15 protein-coding genes and 1 pseudogene are annotated in these 21,048 nt (G+C 65.2%); 8 read left to right on the forward strand and 8 right to left on the reverse strand.

Translation table 11 applies throughout. From position 1 onward, the window contains the following. Positions 1-52 precede the first annotated feature (52 nt). Positions 53-1,099, forward strand: coding sequence for a GlxA family transcriptional regulator (locus EDE08_RS36620; RefSeq protein ID WP_245524993.1), 1,047 nt, complete (start codon positions 53-55; stop codon positions 1,097-1,099). 86 nt (positions 1,100-1,185) lie between these two features. On the opposite strand, the gene EDE08_RS39455 is transcribed toward EDE08_RS36620, so the two are convergent. The 3 genes from EDE08_RS39455 to EDE08_RS36625 all read right to left on the reverse strand — a co-directional run bounded on the left by EDE08_RS39455 (position 1,186) and on the right by EDE08_RS36625 (position 2,504). Beyond that, positions 1,186-1,308, reverse strand: coding sequence for a hypothetical protein (locus EDE08_RS39455; RefSeq protein WP_256439331.1), 123 nt, complete (start codon positions 1,306-1,308; stop codon positions 1,186-1,188). 111 nt (positions 1,309-1,419) lie between these two features. Further along, the gene (locus EDE08_RS38770) at positions 1,420-1,596 is read right to left on the reverse strand and encodes a hypothetical protein (protein WP_156505135.1); all 177 of its coding nucleotides are present in this window, start codon (positions 1,594-1,596) and stop codon (positions 1,420-1,422) included. 296 nt (positions 1,597-1,892) lie between these two features. Beyond that, complete coding sequence (locus tag EDE08_RS36625) at positions 1,893-2,504, reverse strand: PAS domain-containing protein (RefSeq protein ID WP_131874493.1); 612 nt, start codon at positions 2,502-2,504, stop codon at positions 1,893-1,895. A gap of 286 nt (positions 2,505-2,790) precedes the next feature. Here EDE08_RS36625 and EDE08_RS36630 point away from each other — a divergent pair, with 286 nt between their 5' ends. After that, a complete protein-coding gene (locus tag EDE08_RS36630; protein WP_165936392.1) occupies positions 2,791-3,684 on the forward strand; it encodes an efflux RND transporter periplasmic adaptor subunit in 894 nt (297 codons plus the stop codon). A gap of 217 nt (positions 3,685-3,901) precedes the next feature. Here EDE08_RS36630 and EDE08_RS36635 read toward each other — a convergent pair whose 3' ends face one another. Then, positions 3,902-4,750, reverse strand: a complete 849-nt coding sequence (locus EDE08_RS36635) for a caspase family protein (protein ID WP_131874495.1) — start codon at positions 4,748-4,750, stop codon at positions 3,902-3,904. A 422-nt stretch (positions 4,751-5,172) separates the two neighbouring features. On the opposite strand from EDE08_RS36635, the gene EDE08_RS36640 reads away from it, so the two are divergent. The 3 genes from EDE08_RS36640 to EDE08_RS36650 all read left to right on the forward strand — a co-directional run bounded on the left by EDE08_RS36640 (position 5,173) and on the right by EDE08_RS36650 (position 9,063). Beyond that, positions 5,173-6,900, forward strand: coding sequence for a hypothetical protein (locus EDE08_RS36640; protein WP_165936393.1), 1,728 nt, complete (start codon positions 5,173-5,175; stop codon positions 6,898-6,900). Positions 6,901-7,050: 150 nt separating this feature from the next. Next, on the forward strand, positions 7,051-7,773 hold the full coding sequence (locus tag EDE08_RS36645; RefSeq protein ID WP_131874497.1) for a thermonuclease family protein: 723 nt from the start codon (positions 7,051-7,053) through the stop codon (positions 7,771-7,773). 102 nt (positions 7,774-7,875) lie between these two features. Then, positions 7,876-9,063 (forward strand): pyridoxal-phosphate-dependent aminotransferase family protein, encoded by a 1,188-nt coding sequence (locus EDE08_RS36650; RefSeq protein WP_131874498.1) that lies wholly within the window; start codon positions 7,876-7,878, stop codon positions 9,061-9,063. Positions 9,064-9,278: 215 nt separating this feature from the next. On the opposite strand, the gene EDE08_RS36655 is transcribed toward EDE08_RS36650, so the two are convergent. Together EDE08_RS36655 and EDE08_RS36660 are read right to left on the reverse strand one after the other, a co-directional pair. Continuing rightward, complete coding sequence (locus EDE08_RS36655) at positions 9,279-10,388, reverse strand: hypothetical protein (protein ID WP_131874499.1); 1,110 nt, start codon at positions 10,386-10,388, stop codon at positions 9,279-9,281. Next, positions 10,388-11,821 (reverse strand): MBOAT family O-acyltransferase, encoded by a 1,434-nt coding sequence (locus EDE08_RS36660; RefSeq protein WP_131874500.1) that lies wholly within the window; start codon positions 11,819-11,821, stop codon positions 10,388-10,390. Before EDE08_RS36660 ends, EDE08_RS36655 begins: the two co-directional genes overlap by 1 nt. Before the next feature lie 335 nt (positions 11,822-12,156). Between EDE08_RS36660 and EDE08_RS36665 the strand changes: the two genes are divergently transcribed. After that, positions 12,157-14,277, forward strand: coding sequence for a S9 family peptidase (locus EDE08_RS36665; RefSeq protein WP_131874501.1), 2,121 nt, complete (start codon positions 12,157-12,159; stop codon positions 14,275-14,277). 209 nt (positions 14,278-14,486) lie between these two features. Here EDE08_RS36665 and EDE08_RS36670 read toward each other — a convergent pair whose 3' ends face one another. Beyond that, the gene (locus EDE08_RS36670) at positions 14,487-15,206 is read right to left on the reverse strand and encodes a ribonuclease activity regulator RraA (RefSeq protein ID WP_131874502.1); all 720 of its coding nucleotides are present in this window, start codon (positions 15,204-15,206) and stop codon (positions 14,487-14,489) included. Positions 15,207-15,322: 116 nt separating this feature from the next. Then, the gene (araD, locus tag EDE08_RS36675) at positions 15,323-17,062 is read right to left on the reverse strand and encodes an L-arabinonate dehydratase (RefSeq protein ID WP_131874503.1); all 1,740 of its coding nucleotides are present in this window, start codon (positions 17,060-17,062) and stop codon (positions 15,323-15,325) included. A gap of 262 nt (positions 17,063-17,324) precedes the next feature. On the opposite strand from araD, the pseudogene EDE08_RS36680 reads away from it, so the two are divergent. Both EDE08_RS36680 and EDE08_RS36685 read left to right on the forward strand, forming a co-directional pair. Further along, positions 17,325-17,423 (forward strand): annotated as a pseudogene (locus tag EDE08_RS36680) (response regulator); the annotation flags it as partial. 73 nt (positions 17,424-17,496) lie between these two features. Beyond that, positions 17,497-21,015, forward strand: coding sequence for a PAS domain S-box protein (locus tag EDE08_RS36685; protein ID WP_245524994.1), 3,519 nt, complete (start codon positions 17,497-17,499; stop codon positions 21,013-21,015). Positions 21,016-21,048: the final 33 nt, after the last annotated feature.

Consider the following 21,048-nt stretch of genomic DNA (forward strand, 5'->3'; position numbering starts at 1 on the left):
GGTTCGAGCCAATCGAGCCAGAGGCTGCAGAATGTCACGTGGACGTGTACGCGTGAGTATTCCCGTGTTCGCCGAATGCGATCCGTCGATCATCTACGGCGTATTCGACACATTGTGGGGCGCAGGGCGCATATGGGACGGCGTCAAAGGCGGCACGCCGGACGGCTTGTTCGAGCCGCGGCTGGTCGGCGCCGAGCCCGGCCTGATCACGTTGGTCACCGGCGTCAGCATCATGCCGCAGGACATCGCCGATCACGTCGTATCGACCGACATCGTGTTCGTGCCGAATGTGATCGTCACCACGGAGACGGGCACCGCCGTGCTCGATCGCCGGCTCATCGCATGGATCAGGCAGATGCACGAGGCAGGCGCGCAGATGTACGGATCCTGCGGCGGGTCTCTCGTGCTCGCCGAAGCCGGCCTGCTCGACGGATACGAGGCGACCACGCACTGGATCTACGAGCCGGTGTTTCGAAAGCATTTCCCGGAGGTCAAGCTCCGCATGGACCGCGTCCTGGTGCAGAACGGGCCCGGTCACAATCTCGTCTGCGGGGGCGGCGCATCATCCTGGCAGGATCTCGCGCTGCTGATCGTCGCGAAATACGGCGGTACGGAAGAGGCGATTCGCATCTCGAAACTCTTTCTCTACCAGTGGCATCGCGAAGGACAATTGCCGTTCGCCTCGATGGTGCAGAACGTGGATCACGGCGACGGCGTGATCAGCAAGTGCCAGGACTACATCGCGCAGAACTACCAGCGGCAGGACCTCATTGCGGCGCTGGTGCACCACTCCGGATTGCCGAAGCGCTCTTTCGACCGCCGCTTCCGGGCAGCGACCGGCTATTCGCCGCTCGCCTATGTGCAGACGCTGCGCATCGAGGAAGCCAAGCAACTGCTCGAGACGACGGAAACAGGCATCGAGGACATCTGCCGCGAGGTCGGCTACGAGGACGTGGCGTCGTTCCGCCGCTTGTTTCGAAAGCAGGCCGGCGTGTCACCGAAGGATTACCGGCGCAAGTTTCAGCTTCCCGACTACGTGACGGGATCGCGGCCCGCGGCCTCCGGCACGTCGGTCAGGCCGCGGCGGGCTGCCGGCTGACGACAACAGGGATCACGGCGGCAAGGCCCGACGGGCTGCTGCTTAGGACTCGTCAGAACAAGGGCAAACCCGCGACCGCGGGAAGCTCACATCGATCGCCGGGCCGCCCGCACTTCGGCGAATTCGGCGTCGGGATGGCTGACGATGGTGGCGACCATGATGCCGCTGATGATCAGCGACCAGGCGGTGTTCCAATAGATCCAAAACACGAGCCAGCCTCCGTTTCCATCTCTCACGCCCGACGCGCGAGACTAACGGCGTGGCGATGCCGCCGTTCCCCGGCGCGACGACCGTCCAACATCATGCGGGCGGACGAGGTGCTATTTTGGTTTGGTCGGTGACGACGCGCGATCGGTTTGGCCGGTGTGGCGCTTTGCCACGACGTCCTCGTCGCGCTCGCCCTCGCGCGGACGTGGCGGAAGCTTGGGCTGGCCGGCTTGACCGCCATGCTTGCCGCCCATGTCGGGCTTGCCTTCGAGATCGTTTTCACGGGGCATGCCGGTTCAATGCGTACGCACGGCATTGGTTCACTACAGCATTGGACCTGTCGTGAGAGGCCGCCGACCTACGTAAACATCCGTAATTTCGCAAGGCCCGGCTTGGCGGCATATCTCCGGCCATGGACCGACAGATTGTCTTCAAATGCCCTCAGACTGGCTTGAACGTGCAGCATCGGCTTACCGATGAGCCGGCCGATCGCACGCACGTATCCGTGTCGTGCCCGGCCTGCACGAGGCTGCATCTGATCGAGCGTTCGACCGGCAAGCTGCTGGGCGATCGGCGCGGCTGACGGTTAACGCGGCGCCGCGACCTGTGGCGTGACATCCTCGACGTGGTGCAGCAGGAAGACCAGATGGCCGGCCGTGTCGTGGATCGGCGAGTTGATCGGCTGCCAATGACGCTCCACGAAGGAGCCGTCGGGATCCCGGATGTCGTAGCGCTGGACCGCCATGGCATGGGCCTGCCCTGTCTCGCCGACGATCCGCAAGCTGCCGTAGAGATTGCTGACGCCATCGGCGAGCGGATCGTCGGGATTGTCGGGAAATATCTCGAACAGGGACCGGCCGACCACGTCGGCCCGGCTGATGAAGGTCGCCGCCGCATAGGCGTCGTTGATGTCGACAATGGACAGCCCCGGGCCGGGATCCAGCAACATGTAGGGGTGCGGCGAGCTATCGAACTCCGGCTGGAATTGCCGCCGGATCGTTGCGCCGTCGATATGCTGCCGCCGGCGCTGGTCGAGCGGCGTCGAATCGGCGCCGGACGCGGCCGAGTTCAGCAACGCCAACTGGCGCTTCGCCGATGCCAGCAGCGCGCGCACGGTACTCTGGACCGTCGGGTCGCTCGTCTCATTGAGCAGCCGCTCGAAATGGACGATATTCTGCTCGCATACGAACTGCTGCATCCGTCTCGACCACGAGTTGTACGGCAGCAACGCCGCATCGTTTCTGATGCTAATCCCATACAGGTGGCGGCGGCAGATGAGAAGACCGTGATCAGCCGCACCCGAGGCCCGGACGGCCACGGCAGAGGGCACCCCAGAAGCGCGAACCTGTTCTCCAATCCCGCGACTAATCAAAGACTTGCCGCGACCGCCTGCGGCGCGGCATCCTGCTTTTCGACGACGCGGCCATAGTGCGGGCGGCGGCCATCTGCTATCGATTGGAGACATAGCCCCTGTGGAATTTCCGATGCGTCATTTGCCCCGTGCCGTTGGTCGAAGCCTGTGTCCCGCAGCCGTCGCCGGCCTGCTCGTCCTCAGCCCCCATCCGGCCGGAGCCGCCGATGACGAGGCGCCCAAGGGGCCTGCGGTCACGGTGCTGAAGGTCGCGAAATCCTGCTTTTCCGATATCGTCGAGGCGACCGGCACGATCGTCGCGCGCGAGCAAACCTCGGTGCGGCCCGAGCGTCCCGGCCTGAAGGTCACGGAGGTGCTGGCGGAAGCGGGCGACACCACCACCGCCGGCCAGGTGCTGGCCCGGCTGGCGCTGCCCGAAGGCGGCTCGCTTCAGGTCACCGCACCGGTGGCGGGCGTGATCGCGACCTCGACTGCGCAGATCGGCAACTTCGCCTCGCCCAAGGGCGAGGCGCTGTTCACGATCGTTGCGCGCAGCGAATACGATCTCGTCGGCCTCGTGGCCACCACCGATGTGCGCAAGCTCGCGGTCAATCAGCAGGCGAGCGTGTGGATCGCAGGCGCCGACGACATCGGCGGCAAGGTGCGCCGCATCGGCGCGACCGTCGAGCCGAACATCCAGCAGGGGATGGTCTATATCGGCATCTCATCGCAGAAGCGTCTGCTCCTGAACGCGAGCGGGCGCGCGCTGATCAAGACCGGACAGAGCTGCAACGTCGCGGTGCCGCTGACCGCCGTGCAGTATTCATCCGCCGGCACCGTGGTGCAGGTGATCCGCCGCAACCGCGTCGAGACCAAGCGTGTCGAGGTCGGCTTGATGTCGGGCGGCAACATCGAGGTCCGCGACGGCCTCAACGAAGGCGATGTCGTCGTCGCCCGCGCCGGCGCATTGCTGCGCGAAGGCGATCCGGTGCGCCCGGTGATGGCGAGCGCGGAAGCTGCGAAGTAGACCTCGAAAATTTGGCCCGTGTCCCGGGCGCGCCGCAGCCTAGGCGATGCGTTGCATCGTCCGGTAACGCTGCTGCGCAGAGCCGGGACCCATCTCATCGCGAAGTGACGGCCCTGACGAAGTGACAGCCCTGAGAGACCTGGGCCCCGGCTCAGCGTCGCATCATTGCATGATGCGCCGCGTCCGGGGCACGAGACGTCGCTAGACCTATGAAAAACTAGCCGCCGGCTTCGCCGAACTGGACGTCTTCGAGCAGCGAGGAGGAAACGGTCGGGACCTGGTCGCCTTCGCTGGCGCGGGAGATGGCGAGGCGGGTCTTGTTGAAGACGCTCTCGGCGCTGTTCTGCTTGCTGAGGTTGTTGAGGAACTCGCTGACCAGCACGCTGTGCTCACCCTTGCCGTCGTCGACGACCTTGCCGGGCGAGGTGGAGGTGAGGATCAGCGCATTGTCCGACGCACTGATCGGCGCGAGGCCGTGGCTATAGGAGCGGAAGCGGCGCTCGTAAGGATTGCGGCGGGAGGCATCGACCACGACGAGCTTGGCCTTGGCGCCCTGCTCCTTCATCATCTCGAGCACGCCCTCGATGGAGACGCCATGGCGGCGGACGTCGCTTTCCTTCCAGATCACGGCATCGACCGGCAGCATGTAGCTCTCGCGGCCGGCCTGCACGCCGAAGCCGCCGAAGAACAGCATGACGACGCTGTCGTGCTTGATCCGGGACTTCAGGCGGCCCACGGCGCGGACCATGTCGTCCTTGGTCGCGTCTTCAACCATGTCGACGTCAAAGCCGTTCTTGCGCAGCGACGTGGACAGCGCACGGGCGTCGTTGATCGACTGCGTCAGCGGCGCGCTGGCGTCGGGATAGTGTCCGTTGCCGATGACCAGAGCCAGGCGCGAGGTCTGGCCGATCGAACCGGTGATCTGGTCGGTCGAGACGGCCTTGGCGGCGTCGATCGCACGCATGTTGAGAGCAGCATGGGCGCCGATCGCCAGCGACACCGTGCCGATGAGGGCTGCGGCGAAGGCGATCGTGCGTCTGGAAAGGTCGAGCTGCTTTACATTCATCTCGGTTCGTTTCCTGTGCCAAAGACCAGCCACGCGCGCGCACACTGTTTGAGTAGCGCGATAGCGTCTTTAGGTTTGAGGGATTGGCCGGGGGAGTGCCCCCGAATTGCGCGCAATTTGCGGCGCCGCACCAAACAAACCCTTAACGGCATATAGGCCCTCGGGCAATAGATTGCTCGAAATTTGAGATAAACCTCTGAATATGTTGGTTAATTCCCCGAGCTGGATAGCTCCATTCTTGACGCCCCCGTAGCATTCCGGAGGCCGCTAATGCAGGCCTCGTGCCGGCTTTTTCTGTGACGTCAATCACATTTGTTTTTCCTGCGAATCCGGGTAGCTTTTTCAAAGACTTGCAGGGGGTTGGTGTGCGGACAGGTGCGCGCTCGCCGGCCCCGGACGAGCCCCCCGCGACCAGGTATTTCATGAGCTTTCATTATTTTGCCGGCGCAGCCTGCCGGGCGCTGACGGCGCGGAAGGACGGCCCCTCGCTTTACGACGTCTGCGATCCCGTATTGTCTGACACGACCGGCGGCGATCTGCATCTGGCCAAATTCTACAAGACCGCACTCGGCAATCCCGCGCTCCGCATCCTGCTCCGCCGCGCCGGCCTGCCCGAGCTGCGCGACGAAGCCAGGCTGACCCGGCTGCGCGAGGCACTCGTCCACGCCCGCGACGAGGTCGAGCCCGACTGGGCGGCGGTCGGGCGGCCGATCGCCGATCTCGTCGACAGCATCGCGCTCGACCACCCAAGGCCGCCGCCGGCGCCGTTCATCGCCGCCATGCCGCAGGGCGCACAGATCGACGGCGCGATCCGCGACTGCGCGCAGCATCTGCTCGGCTCGTACCGCCGCAACGGCTTCCTGCCGACCTATGCCGCCTTCAACCTGATCGGCGATCCCGATTTCCGCGGACGCGAGCTGATCATGGCCCTGACGGGCCTCAACGCGCGCGGCTACAAGAACTCCTCGCTGCTGTTCAATCTCGCCCGCGTCTTCATCGCGCGATCGCCGGCGCGCGCCGTCGTCAATCCGCCCTGGAAAGGCATTGCCGAACCGATGTGGGAGCCGGTGCAGATCCGTCACCGCTCGGCCTATTACGATGCGTTCTTCATCGAGGCGCTGCTGAGCTACGTCGAGACCGGGCTCGCCTCGGTCGCCGACAAGGTCGCGGCGGAGCGCGCGATCGCCGACATGGTCGATTTCTGCGTCAACATCAGCCGCGAGAAGGTCGAGGGCATCGACGGCGCGCGCTTCAACGTCGTCACCGCACTCGCGCCGGCGCCGCATCCACGCTTTTCCCGCTTCTTCGCGCAGATCAAGCAGGATCTCGGCTTCGGCATCTACGTGCCGGATTGCGACACCACGGCGTGCTCGATCTCCGCGGCAACGCAAGCCGGCTGCACCGATCCCATCATCGACCAGCCATTGCTGGATTTCTACGCGGGCTATCAGGTGCGCGCCGGCGTCAACGCGCCGCGCGTGACCGTGCCGCTCAACGACAATATCGACTATGAGGGTGGGGTTGCGACCTGGATCGACAATCTCGACGGCGAGCGCCCTTACGGCAACGATCTCGATCCGACGCTCAATCTCGACATTCTCGAGGTCAGCTTCCGCAATCTGGTGCGCTGGAAGATTCTGGAGACGCCGGCGCGGCTCGCCACCGTGCATCGGATCATCGGCTTCCAGAAGCGGCTGGCGGCCAGCGGTGCCTTCGCCAATCCGCGCTCGCACATCTATTACCTGCCGGAGCTCTACAGCGCCTATTTCGGCCGCTGCTATGCCGCCTTCCTCGCACTGCCGCTGGCGGCCCAGGCCGCGATCGATCCCGAAGGCGATTTCGATTTCATCCGCCACCGCGTGCTGTCCTACGTCAAGGGCGAGCTGATGGCGGCCGAGATGAACGTGTTCGACGCCGCGCTCGCGCTGATCGCGCTCGGCCATCTCGGCGCCGACCCGCGCGCCTTTGCGCCGGCCTTGAACGTCATCATCGCGAGCCTCGGCGAAGGCGGCCGCCGCGGCCCGTTCCGTGCCTATGAATGGAACAAGATGAAGACGCCGACGCGAATATTGGTGGGCGGGCCGGAGGTGACGTCAGCCTTCGTGCTGATGGGCCTTGCAATAGCGAAGCGGGCGATGGCGCGGGGGTAGGTCTCTTACCCTCCCCTGGAGGGCTAGTGAAGGGCCGTCGGAAGATGACGGGAAGTTGAAAGCCTATCTGTTCGGCATAAGCTGGCCCGGTGGCCAAAAGCCGACCACAATCACGCGCTCTATCGAGACGTTCATCACACCCGGACCGGCATGTTGCGAAGATTCCTGATTGCGCTTGCTTTCCTCGCCCCGTCGCTCGCGCACGCCGCCGACATCACCGGCATCGCAAAAGTGCGCGCCGGCGATGCCGTCGTGATCGGGAACACGCGGATCCGGCTTGGCGGCATCGACGCGCCTGCGGTCGACCAGCTCTGCCTCAACACCAGGACCGAGCGCTGGACCTGCGGCGTCGCCGCCCGCGACGAGCTTGCCAAATACGCCGAGGGCAAGAGGTGGGCCTGCCGCACGAGGTCGATCGACCGGCGCGGCCGCACCGTGGCGCGCTGCGAGGTCGGCGGCGAGGACATCCAGAGATGGCTGGTGCGCAACGGCTGGGCACTGGCCTACACCCGCATGTCCCACGACTATGAGGCGGATGAGAAGGCCGCGCGCGAGGCCAAGGCCGGGATGTGGCAGGGCGCCTTCATCGCGCCCTGGGACTGGCGCGTGCGCAACAAGAAGACGACCATCCTGGGCGCCACCAAGCCGCCCGATGGCGCGCATGCGGTGCTGCTCGCCTCGGCCTCGGGGCCGGTCGCGCCCTCGCCGGACTGCACCATCAAGGGCAACGTGAACAGCGCCGGCGAGTGCATCTTTCACCAGCCAACCAGCCGCTGGTACACCCAGATCAAGATGAAGATCAGCAAGGGCACTCGCTGGTTCTGCTCGGTGGAGGAAGCCGAAGCGGCCGGGTGCCGGGAGACGAAGCGATAACCCAGCCCTGCATTTTGCGTGCTTTTCTCGAGACCCGGCCGCGCGTAAAAGCATGAACCAGCGACCTATCAGCCTGTTCTCGAGCAACAAGGACCAACAGCAATGACCGTTCGCGCGGGCCGGGAGTTTCTGGCCATCCCCGGGCCCACCACGATGCCCGACGAGGTGCTGCGGGCGATGCATCGTCCGGCGATCGACATCTACTCCAAGGAGATGCTCGATCTGACCGAGAGCCTGCTCGGCGACATCTCGAAGCTGTTTGCGACCAAGGGCAAGTCCTACATCTATATCGCCAACGGTCACGGCGCCTGGGAAGCGGCGCTGAGCAACGTGCTGTCGCGCGGCGACAAGGTGCTGGTGCTGGAGAGCGGGCGCTTTGCGATCGGCTGGGGCAATGCGGCGGCGCTGATGGGCGCCGAGGTCGAGGTGCTCAAGGGCGACTGGCGCCGCGCGGTGCGGCCGCACGAGGTCGAGGAGCGCCTGCGCCGCGACAAGGAGCACACGATCAAGGCGGTCGTCGTGGTCCAGGTCGACACCGCCTCGGGCGTGCAGAACGACATCGAGGCGATCGGCAAGGCGATCAAGGCGAGCGGTCATCCCGCGCTGTACATGGTCGACACCGTCGCCTCGCTCGGCTGCATGCCGTTCGAGATGGACAAATGGGGCATCGACGTCGCGATGTCCGGCTCGCAGAAGGGCCTGATGACGCCGCCCGGCCTTGGCTTCGTCGCCGCCAATGCGCGCGCGCTCGAGGTGCACAAGAAGGCCAACATGTCGACGCCCTATTGGAGCTGGACCGAGCGCGAAGGCACCGAGAATTATCGTAAGTATGCCGGCACCGCGCCGGTGCATCTGTTGTTCGCGCTGCGCCGGGCGATCGACCTGTTGCACGAGGAAGGCCTGGAGAACGCCTTCCGCCGCCATAGCCTGCTCGCCGAAGCCGCGCGCCGCGCGGTCGCCGTATGGTCGGAAGGCCAGGTGCTCGGCTTCAACGTGGCGGAAGCCGGCGAGCGCTCCAACACCGTGACCACGGTGACCATGAGCAACGGCCACGACCCGGCCGTGCTGCAACGCTATTGCAAGGAGAAGTGCGGCGTCGTGCTCGGCACCGGCATCGGCGACCTCTCGGGACAAGCCTTCCGCATCGCCCATATGGGCCATGTAAATGCGCCGATGCTGCTCGGCACGCTCGGGGTGATCGAGATCGGCCTGAACGCGCTGAAGATCCCGCACGGCAAGGGCGGGCTGGAGGCGGCGGTTTCATATCTGGGGGAAGAGGTGGCGGCGTAGACGCCGCCACAAACTCCGCTGTCGTCCCGGACAAGCGCAGCTCAACGCGTAGCGTTGTCAGGGCGGAGCGCTGATCCGGGACCCACAGCCACAGGACGTGGCTTGACGAAGCCTCGGAGTTACCAGCTCGCGCGACAACCTGTCCCTGGGGTTATGGGTCCCGGATCTGCGCGCGCTTGAGGCGCGCTTGTCCGGGACGACAGCGGAGCGTTTGGCTACAGCTGCCGCATGCGATACGCTTCCACCTGCGCCCTCAGCTCGTCCAACGACGCAAGCGGGGCCTTCGGATCCACGCGATATTCCCCACTCGCCAGCCACTTCAGCACCATGGCGTCCACCACCGGCGAATGGTGGATGACGTCGCTGTAATTGTCGAGATCGTGCGTCACCGGCTTGATCGCGCGGAAATCGTGCAGGCGCACGTTGGGAAGCTGCGTCAGGCGCCGCGCGACATGCGCCGTCAGATCGGTGACGATCTTCAGCGTCTCCGGTGAGGCATCGCGCATGGCGACGAATTGCAGGATCGAATAGGGCGGGAAGTAGATGTCGAAGGTTACGCCGGGGTGACGCGTGATGAGGCCGACGGCGTCGCGCTCGAAATGCCCGGCCATCGCGTCGTAACCATAGCCCTCGCCGAGGAAGCGGCGGCGAACGGGATCGGTAATGTGGGCGAAGGCCGCGAGCGTCCTCGTCGCGTTGTAGCCGCGCGCGACATCGAAATCCCGCGGCAGCGCGTAGATGTCATCGACGTCGGACAGCGCGAACTTGATCGGCAGAAACGGCGCCGCCCGGGTCAGCGGCTCCCGCAGCGGCGGGATCGAACGCAGCAATGCGAACAGGGATTCCTTCGCCATCGCCGCGCTGAACAGATAGGACGCGATGCTCTTGGCCGTTCCGCGATAGAGGTCGACGGAGAGATAGGGATCGGCCTCGATGTCGGCGGCATCGACGAAGATGAAATCATCCATCTCCCAGATCACGCGCCGCGCGCCGCGGTCGATCGCCTGCGCCAGCACGAAGGCCTGCTGGCGCGAATTGGAGCCGGTCATCGCCAGCTTGAGCGAATGGACGCCGAGCACGCGATTGATCTCGCTCTGGCGGAAATGGATCGCGAGCGATGTGCCCATGAAGGCGGTGTCGAACGGCTGGCTGCGGATCAGCCCGGCATTCTGCACGCGCGTGTCGTCGGAGTAGAACGCCGCGGCGAGGCGCGAGGGGCGAAACAGCTGCAGGGGATCGACCACGAAGGTCAGCGTAGCCGCAGCCAGCGCGCCCACGATGCTCGCGAGGAGAAGACGTCTCACATTGGTGAACGGTGCGCGCATCAGAACCGGAAATAAATGAACTCGCTGTGGCTCTGGATGCCCAAAATGCCGAACGCGAGCACCAGCGACGCGCCATAGAGGAACAGCGGCCGCATGCGCCCTGCCAGCAAGGCCCCGCCGACGCTGCGGTTGCCGTGATCGTAGCCCATGATCGCCTGCGTGTTCGGCGTCAGCCACACCAGCGCCGCGTAGACCGACACCAGCACCAGCGCCGCAATCTCCTCGCGGCCGAAGACGATATCGGCGGGATCGGCCATGGCGCGGAGGATGCGTAGCGCCCATGCGACGCTCTCGGCGCGGAAGAACACCCAGGCGACGACGACGGCAAGAAACGTTAGAACCGCTCCGGCGATGCGGGCCGGTCGCGCCAGCGACGACGGGAGATTCGGCAGCGCGTTGAAGGCATGATTGAGACAAAGATAGGCGCCGTGCAGCGTGCCCCACGCTACGAACGTCCAGGCCGCGCCGTGCCAGAGCCCGCCGAGCAGCATCGTGATCATCAGATTCGCATAGCGCAGCACGCGACCTCTGCGGTTGCCGCCGAGCGGGATGTAAAGATAGTCGCGCAGGAATTGCGACAGCGTCATGTGCCAGCGCCGCCAGAACTCGACGATGCTGGTCGCCTTGTAGGGCGAGTTGAAATTGACCGGCAGGAAGATGCCGAACATCAGCGAAATGCCGATCGCCATGTCGGAATAGCCGGAGAAGTCGAAATAGAGCTGGAAGGTGTAGGCGAGCGCGCCAAGCCAGGCCTGGTCGAAGCTCGGCGAGCGCGCCTCGAAGGCAAGCGCGACCAGCGGCTGGATGCCGTCGGCAAGGCAGGTCTTCTTGAACAGGCCGATGGCGAAGATGATAATTCCGCACAGAATCAGATGCGCGTCCGGATGCTTTGATTCCTCCTGCTCGAATTGCGGGATCATGTCCTTGTGGTGGAGGATCGGTCCCGCGATCAGATGCGGGAAATAGGTCACGAAAAGCGTGTAATGCGGCAGCGCATAGGCCGCGACCTGGCCGCGATAGGCATCGACCAGGAACGCGATCTGGGTGAACGTATAGAAGGAGATGCCGACCGGCAGCAGGATGTGGACCGCAACATGCGTGCCGAGCAGCGCGTTGATGTTCTCGGCGACGAAGCCGGCATATTTGAAGATGCCGAGCACGAGGAGATCGCCGGCGACGCCGAGAGCGAGCGCGGCCTTTCGTTGTGGGCGCGTGAGCTCCGCCACGATGAGAAGATGGCCGACGCCGTAGTTGAAGGCGATCGAGAGCAGCAGCAGGGCGACGAACTGCCAGCTGCCGATGGCGTAGAAGGTGATCGAAGCCAGCGCCAGCCAGATCACCGGGGCGAGATTGCTGTGCTGGCCGAGCCGGAAGTAGCCGGCCAGCACAACCGGCAGGAACAGCAGGATGAACGAATAGGAATTAAACAGCATCTGGCTGGACCGGCGGCGGAATATCGTCCCTAAAGCATACAAGGAGCCGGTCAACAACCCGGCGGCCCGGCGCAGTCCTTCGCTCGCTGCGCTGGCAATTCACGGAATCGGGACGATATAAGGGAACGCGCGAACAAGCGGCGGCCCCCCTTCTCCCTCTCCCGATTCTTACGGGGAGAGGGAGAAGGGGTGAGGGGCCTCTCTCGACGGACGAGATCTGTCGAGAGACCTGTACCCCCTCACCCGGAATTTGCTCGCGCAAATTCCGACCTCTCCCCGCAAGCGGGGAGAGGTGAAGAAGGCGACGTCGCGACACGTAGTTGAACGAGGACCGAGTGACACAAGCCAAGACACCTTCAACCAAGACGCCTTCGAAGCTTCCCGTCGCCCCGCGCCGGCCGCATTCCTTCACGCGGCACGGCATCACCGTGACCGACGATTATGCCTGGCTGAAGGACGACAAGTGGCAGGAGGTGCTGCGCGAACCCAGCGTGCTCGATCCCGATATCCGCAAATATCTCGACGAAGAGAACGCCTACACCGAGAGCCTGCTCGGCCACACGGCCAGCCTGCAGAAGACGCTGGTGCGCGAGATGCGCGGGCGGATCAAGGAGGACGATTCGAGCGTGCCCTCGCCCGACGGGCCCTTCGCGTATTTCCGCCGGTTTCGCGAGGGCGGGCAGCACGAGCTGTTCGGCCGCATGCCGCGCGATGGCGGCGAGGGCCATATCGTGCTCGACGGCGACGCGCTCGCCAGGGACCACAAATATTTCAAGTTCGGCGGCAGCCGCCACTCCCACGATCACAGGCTGCAGGCCTGGAGCGCGGACACCAAGGGCTCGGAATATTTCGCGATCCGCGTGCGTGACTGGGCGAGCGGCAAGGACCTCGACGATGTCGTCGAGGAGACCGACGGCGGCGTGGTCTGGGCCGCGGACTGCAAGAGCTTCTTCTACGTCAAGCTCGACGACAATCACCGGCCGATGCAGGTCTGGCGCCACAGGCTCGGCACCAGGCAGGCCGACGACTCGCTGGTCTACGAAGAGCAGGATGCCGGCTGGTTCACCCATCTGCACGAGAGCACCAGCGGCCGCTTCTGCGTGATCGCGGGCGGCGACCACGAGACGAGCGAGCAGCGGCTGATCGATCTCGCCAATCCCGAGGCGCCGCCGCGCCTGGTCGCGGCGCGCGAGGACGGCGTGCAATATTCCCTCGCCGACCGCGGCGACGAGCTGTTCATCCTCACCAATGCCGACGACGCCATCGACTTCAAGATCGTGACGGCGCCGCTTGGCCAGCCCGAGCGCAAGAACTGGCGCGACCTGATCCCTTATCGTCCCGGCGTCTACATCATCGACCTCGATCTCTATGCCGGCCATCTGGTGCGGCTCGAGCGTGCCAACGCGCTGCCTTCAATCGTGATCCGCGATCTCTCGACGAAGGAAGAACACGCGATCGCGTTTGACGAAGCGGCCTACTCGCTGGACACGATGGGCTCCTACGAGTTCGAGACGACGAATCTGCGCTTTGCCTATTCCTCGATGACGACGCCGTCGGAAGTCTACGACTACGACATGGTCAAGCGCACGCGCGTCTTGCGCAAGCGGCAGGAGATTCCATCCGGCCATGATGCGAGCGACTACGTCACCACGCGCATCATGGCGAAGGCGCATGACGGCGCCGAGGTGCCGGTCTCGATCCTGCATCGCCGCGGGCTGAAGCTGGACGGTTCGGCGCCGCTCCTGCTCTACGGCTACGGCTCCTACGGCATGGCGATGCCGGCCTCGTTCAGCGCCAACCGCCTGTCGCTGGTCGATCGCGGTTTCGTCTACGCCATCGCCCATATCCGCGGCGGCGCCGACAAGGGCTGGGGCTGGTATCTCGACGGCAAGCGCGAGAAGAAGACCAACTCGTTCGACGATTTCGCCGCCAGCGCCCGGGCGCTGATCGATGCGAAATACACCAGCGCCAGGCGCATCATTGGCCATGGCGGCTCGGCCGGCGGCATGCTGATGGGCGCGGTCGCCAACCGCGCCGGCGACTTGTTCGCCGGCATCGTCGCCGAGGTGCCGTTCGTGGACGTGCTCAACACCATGCTCGACGACACGCTGCCGCTGACGCCGCCGGAATGGCCGGAATGGGGCAACCCGATCGAGAGCGAGACGGATTTTCGCACCATCCTGTCCTACTCGCCTTATGACAACGTCGCGGCGAAGGACTATCCGGCGATCCTGGCGATGGGCGGCCTGACCGACCCGCGCGTCACCTATTGGGAGCCCGCCAAATGGATCGCGCGCCTGCGCGCCACCATGACCGGCGGCGGCCCGGTCCTGCTCCGCACCAACATGGGCGCCGGCCACGGCGGCGCGTCGGGACGATTCGACCGGCTCGATGAAGTCGCGATCGTCTATGCGTTCGCGCTGTGGGCGGCGGGCATGGCGGAGGCCGGGGTGTAGCCAGACCCGGAGCAACACCGTCCGCTGTCGTTCCCGCGAAGGCGGGGACCCATACCGCGTGATGTATCGGTGAGGCGCAGGTGACAGTACCGACGACGACTTCTTAACTGCAAGTCTTCTCCAAACTGCTCCCTGGGGTTATGGGTCCCGGATCTGCGCTTCGCTTGTCCGGGACGACACCCGAGGATGTGGCGCGATCTGCAGAACAGTCACCGCCCGTTCCTCTTCCGCCATTCCGCGAAGTCGGTGAGCGTCTGCGGGTCGGTCGCCGGATAAAGGCCGAAGATGCCCCGGCCCTTGCCGACTTCCTCGGTGACGAAGTCCTCGAACGCTGTCATCTCGAAGGTCTCGCTCGCGATCTCGTCCGCGAGATGGGCCGGGATCACGATGACGCCGTCGGCATCGCCCAGGATGACGTCGCCGGGAAACACCGGAGCGTCACCGCAGCCGATCGGGACGTTGATCTCGATCGCCTGGTGCAGCGTGAGGTTGGTCGGCGCCGAGGGACGGTGATGGAAGGCGGGAAAGCCGAGCTTTGCGATTTCGGCGGAATCGCGAAAGCCGCCGTCGGTGACGATGCCGGCGACGCCGCGTTTCATCAATCGCGTTACCAGGATCGCGCCAGCGGAGGCCGCGCGGGCGTCCTTGCGGCTGTCCATCACCAGCACCGCGCCCGGAGGGCAATCTTCCACGGCCTTGCGCTGCGGATGCGAACGGTCCTTGAACACGTCGATGGTGTTGAGATCCTCGCGCGCCGGCATGTAGCGCAGCGTGAAGGCTTCGCCGACCATGGTCGGCTGATCGGGACCTAAGGGATGCACATCCTGGATCATCTGGATGCGCAGGCCGCGCTTGAACAGGGCGGTGGCGACCGTGGCGGTGGAGACGGATTTGAGCTTGTTGCGGGTGGCGTCACTGAGTTTTGACATAGACATCCTCTTGTCATTCCGGGGCGTCGCGCAGCGGCGAACCCGGAATCCATCGGGCCACACGGAGCGCGGTGAAATGGGTTCCGGGTTCGCGCTACGCGCGCCCCGGAACGACGTCAGTAAATCGACGGCTCGCCGATCGGCGCGCCGAAATCGGTCTCAAGGAAATCGAAGTCGCAGCCGTCATTGGCCTGTTTGATGTGCCTGGTGAACATCCAGCCATAGCCGCGCTCGAAGCGGGGCTCGGGCTGCTTCCAGGCGGCGCGGCGCCTGTCGAGCTCGGCCTCGGGGACGTCGAGATTGATCGTGCGCGCGGCGACGTCGAGCGTGATGCGGTCGCCATTCTGCACCAGCGCCAGCGGACCGCCGATATAGGATTCTGGCGAAACGTGCAGGATGCAGGCGCCGTAGCTGGTGCCGCTCATGCGCGCATCCGAGATGCGCACCATGTCGCGCACGCCCTGCTTCACGAGCTTGGTCGGGATCGGCAGCATGCCCCATTCCGGCATGCCCGGCCCGCCTTGCGGCCCCGCATTGCGCAGGATGAGAATGTGGTCCTCGGTGACGTCGAGGTTGGGATCGTCGACCGCCTTCTTCATCGAAGGATAGTCGTCGAACACCAGCGCCGGTCCCGTATGCTTGAGGAAGCGCGGCGCGCAGGCGCTCGGCTTGATGACGCAGCCGTCGGGCGCGAGATTGCCCTTGAGCACGGCGAGCGCGCCCTCCTTGTAGATGGGATTGTCGATGGAGCGGATCACGTCGGCGTTGTGCACCTCGGCGCCCGCGATGTTCTCAGCCACCGTCTTGCCGGTGACGGTGATGCAGTCGAGATGCAGATGCGGCTTGATCTGATTCATCAGCGCCGGCAGGCCGCCGGCATAGAAGAAGTCCTCCATCAGATAGGTATCGCCGCTTGGACGGACATTGGCGATGACGGGCACCTTGCGGCTCGCGGTCTCGAAATCGTCGAGGCCGATATCCTGGCCGGCGCGGCGGGCCTGAGCGATGAGATGGATGATCGCGTTGGTGGAGCAGCCCATCGCCATCGCCACCGCGATCGCGTTCTCGAACGCCTTGCGGGTCTGGATCACCTTCGGCGTCAGATCCTCCCACACCATCTCGACGATGCGGCGGCCGCATTCGGAGGCCATGCGGATGTGGTTGGCATCGGCCGCCGGAATTGAGGAGGCGCCGGGCAGCGTCATGCCGATCGCCTCGGCAATCGCCGTCATGGTCGAGGCCGTGCCCATGGTCATGCAGGTGCCGTAGCTGCGGGCGATGCCGGCCTCGATGTCGAGCCAGTCCTTGTCGGAGATTTTTCCGGCGCGGCGCTCGTCCCAGTATTTCCAGCCGTCCGAGCCCGAGCCGAGCGTCTTGCCCTTCCAGTTGCCGCGCAGCATGGGACCTGCCGGCAGATAGATCGCCGGGATGTTCATGGAGGTCGCCCCCAGCAGCAGCGCCGGCGTGGTCTTGTCGCAGCCGCCCATCAGCACGACGCCGTCGATGGGATGGCTGCGCAGCAATTCCTCGGCGTCCATCGCCAGCAGATTGCGATAGAGCATCGTGGTGGGCTTGAGCAGCGATTCCGACAGCGACAGCGCCGGCAGCTCCAGCGGCAGGCCGCCCGCCATCAGGATACCGCGCTTGACGTCGTCGACGCGCGACTTGAAATGCATGTGACAAGGCTGCGCGTCCGACCAGGTGTTGAGGATCGCGATGATCGGGCGGTCCTTCCACTCCTCCGGAGCGTAGCCCATCTGCATGGCACGGGAGCGGTGGCCGAACGAGCGCAGATCGTCGGGCGCGAACCAGCGCGCGCTGCGGAGCTGGTCGGGCGACTTCTTCTTGTTGGTCATTTTATTCCTTGTCCGTCCGAAGGATCGGCCCTGCTCTTCTCACAGGCCCTCCATGCCCGGCAAGGCGCTGGGCGGGCTGAGAGCGAACCTCTGCTATGCACTTGGGCGAGCATAGGGACGGTGCGGGGCAAAAAATCGGCACCTCAGGCCGGAGAGGCTCCGAAGTGCTTGCCCACAGACGAGAATCCGCGCAACAATTTCATGTTTTTGATGGCTTTGATGGTCGCCGGGGACTTCCCCACTGACCCGGAGGATTTCAGACGTGGCCAACATCCTGATCGTGGATGACGATCCGGCCTTGGAGACCACCATCCGGCTGCTGGAACGGGCTGGTCATCACCTGACTGTCGCCGGCGATGGCTGCAGATGACCAGGACACCTCCTTTGCTCCGGGCCAAAACGGACGCGATACGGCAAGCCCGGCGAAGATCCCCATGAGACTGGCAACGACGTTGGCAACACGGCTGGCCATCGCGATGATCCTGCTGGTGGCGGTGACCGTGGCCGCGGTCGGATGGCTGGGCTATCGCAACACCACACGGGCCGTCATTCCACGGGTCCTGGAGCGGGTCGAAGCCGAGTCGCGCCTGCTGGCAGCCAATCTCGAATCCTACGTTGCCGGCGCGCGCGGCGATCTGATCGGCTATCGCGCCGCAGCGGCAATCAATGGCCTCATCCGCGCTCACACCGGTGGCGGAACCGACCCCGTCGATGGCGTCTCGGAGCAAACCTGGCGCGAGCGTATCGCGACGCGGCTCGCGGCCGAGATCGACGCCAAGTCCATCTATGGGCAGTTCCGAATCATCGGTGTCGACAACGACCAGCGCGAACTGGTCCGCGTCGATCGCACCGGCCCGGGCGGAACGGCCCGGATCGCCCCCGACGACGAACTGGAGGGCAAGGGCGAGCGAACCTATTTCCAGGAAACGATACGGCTGGCGCCGGGCGAGATCTATGTTTCGCCCGTCGAACTCGCCACGCGACGGGGCGGGACCACGGAGCCGCACGTTCCGACTCTTCGCGTCGCGACGCCCCTGTTCACGCCGGACAACAGGCCGTTCGGCATCATCGTCGCCAATATCGACATGCGCCCGGCGCTCGACCGCATCCGCTCGACCAGGAGTTCGGGAGGAGAGCTCTACGTCGTGAATTCGCGCGGCGACTATCTCGTCCATCCCGACCGTACACAGGAATTCGGCTCATCGCGCGGACATCCCACCAATTGGCGCAGTGACTTTCCATTCTTCTCGGCCCTGGCAGGCACGCCGGACGTAGCCACGCGGGTCACAACCGCTGAGTTGGGCCGACCGAGCGGCGCGGCCATCGCGCCGGCACTGCTTGCGAACAAGGAATGGGCCGCCATCATCGTAACCGTTCCCTCGTCCGTCTTCGGCCGCGTGCCGGCTGCCATCCAGAGAACGTCCCTGCTCGTCGGCGTGCTGGCCGTTCTCGCCGCGGCCGCGCTCGCGGTGCTGCTGGCGCGCTCATTGACTCGCCCGATCGGGCGCCTCACCGCGGCGGTGCAGGCGATCGGCAGCGGACGTCCAGCGGAGATTCCCGTCGACGCCGGCGGCGAGACCGGCGTGCTGGCGCGGGCCTTTGCCCGGATGATCGAGGAGACCCGTGCGAAAACGGCCGCTCTCGAACGCGAGATCGAGGAGCATCGCCGCACCGAGGCCGCGCGAAGCCATCACGCGGCGCGCGAAAGGCTGTTCAGCGCCGCGGTGGAATCGTCCGACGATGCGATCGTGATGCAGACGCTCGATGCGGTCATCACGGGCTGGAACCCGGCCGCCGAACGTCTCTATGGCTATTCGGCGGATGAGGCGATCGGCAAGCCCACGTCGATCATTGTCCCGCCCGACCGTCGCGCGCATGGCAAGGACTATTTGCAGCGGATCGCGCGGGGCGATCCGATCGAACGGTTCGAGACCGTGCGCCTGCGCAAGGACGGCACGCCGGTCGAAATCTCGCTCAGCCTCTCGCCGATCAGGGGGCCATCCGGCGAGATCGTCGGCGTCTCCGGGAGCGCGAGCAGCCTGACCGAGGCGCGGCGCGCCGAGCGGGCGCTGCAGCACCAGCTCGAGGAGCGGCGACAGATCTTCGAGACATCGCAGGACCTGATCATGATCATGGATGCGCGGGGCCATATCGCGCAGATCAGCCCGAGCAGCGAAGCCATTCTCGGCTACCGGCCGGACGAGATGAGCGGCCGCAGCGGCGCCGATTTCATTCATCCCGATCATCTGGAGCAGTCGCGCGCCGAGATGCGCGCCTTGCGGCACGGCGAGCGTCCAAAGCTCGCCGACACCCGCTGCTTCCACAAGAACGGCCACGAAGTCTGGCTGTCCTGGCTCGGCAACTGGTCCGGGCCGGCGCATCGATTTTTCTTCGTCGGTCGCGACATGACAGAAGCACGGCTCGCGCAGGAATCGCTGCGCGAGAGTGAACGGCTCGCCCGCAACATCGTCGAGACCTCGCTCGACGCCTTCGTCCAGACCGACGAGACCGGCAGCATCCTGAGCTGGAATTCGCAGGCCGAACAGCTCTTCGGCTGGCGCCGTGACGAGGTGCTCGGCAAGAGCGCGATCGATCTGATCGTCGCCGAGAGCGAGCACGAGAGGGTCAGAGCGGGACTGAGGCGCTTCCTCGATGATGAGGACGGCAGGACGCTGAACCGCCGCCGCGAGCTCATGTGCCGCCGCCGCGACGGCAAGGAATTCAGGGCCGAGCTGAGCGTCACCGCCCTGAAGCGTCGCGAGGGCCTGCTGTTCAACGTCTTCTGCCGCGACCTCACCGACAAGGTCGCCGCCGAGGAACGCATCCGTCATGCCGAGAAAATGGAGGCTGTCGGCCAGCTTACCGGCGGCGTGGCGCATGACTTCAACAACATTCTCACCGTGATCACCGGAACGATCGAGATTCTCGCGGAGGCGGTCGCGAAGGAACCGCAGCTCGCGGCCATCACCAAGATGATCGACGAGGCCGCCGCGCGCGGCGCCGATCTGACCCAGCACCTGCTCGCCTTCGCGCGCAAGCAGCCGCTCCAGCCGCGCGAGATCGACATCAACTCGCTGATCGTCGACACCGCAAAACTGTTGCGGCCGACGCTGGGCGAGCAGATCCAGATCGAATCGGTGTTCGAGGGCGAGAATTGCGTCGCGATCGTCGATCCCAACCAGCTCACCACCGCGATCCTCAACCTCGCACTCAATGCTCGTGACGCCATGCCCGGCGGCGGCAAGCTGATCCTGGAGACTGGCGCCGCCTATCTCGACGAGGTCTATGCCAGTGCGAACGATGTGCCGCCGGGACATTACGTGCTGATCGCCGTGAGCGACACCGGCACCGGCATCCCTGCGAGCATGTTGCCCAGGGTGTTCGACCCCTTCTTCACCTCGAAAGGACCGGGCAAGGGCACCGGGCTCGGGCTTTCGATGGTCTACGGCTTTATCAAGCAGTCCGCAGGTCACATCAAGATCTATAGCGAGGAGGGCCACGGCACCACGATCAAGATGTACCTGCCGCCCGGGAAGACGGCGGCAGCGGTCGGCGAGGGCGTGACGCCGGCGACGATCGAGGGCGGACACGAGACGATCCTCGTGGTCGAGGACGACCGGCTGGTGCGGGACTACGTGCTGGCGCAACTGCATTCGCTGGGTTACGTCACCTTGCAGGCTGCCAACGCTGCGGAGGCGCTCGCGATCGTCGCCAGCGGAAAGCCGTTCGACCTTCTGTTCACCGACGTCATCATGCCCGGCAAGATGAACGGACGGCAGCTCGCCGACGAGTTGATGAAGACGCGCCCGGATCTCAAGGTGGTCTACACGTCAGGCTATACCGAGAACGCGATCATCCATCACGGCCGGCTGGATTCGGGCGTGATGTTGCTGGCCAAGCCCTATCGCAAATCGGATCTGGCGCGGATCATCCGCAAGGCGCTGAGCGGATGATTGCTCTCGTGTCCCGGACGCACTGCGGCGCGC

It is taken from the genome of Bradyrhizobium sp. R2.2-H (genome assembly GCF_004346455.1).
Taxonomy (GTDB): domain Bacteria; phylum Pseudomonadota; class Alphaproteobacteria; order Rhizobiales; family Xanthobacteraceae; genus Bradyrhizobium; species Bradyrhizobium diversitatis.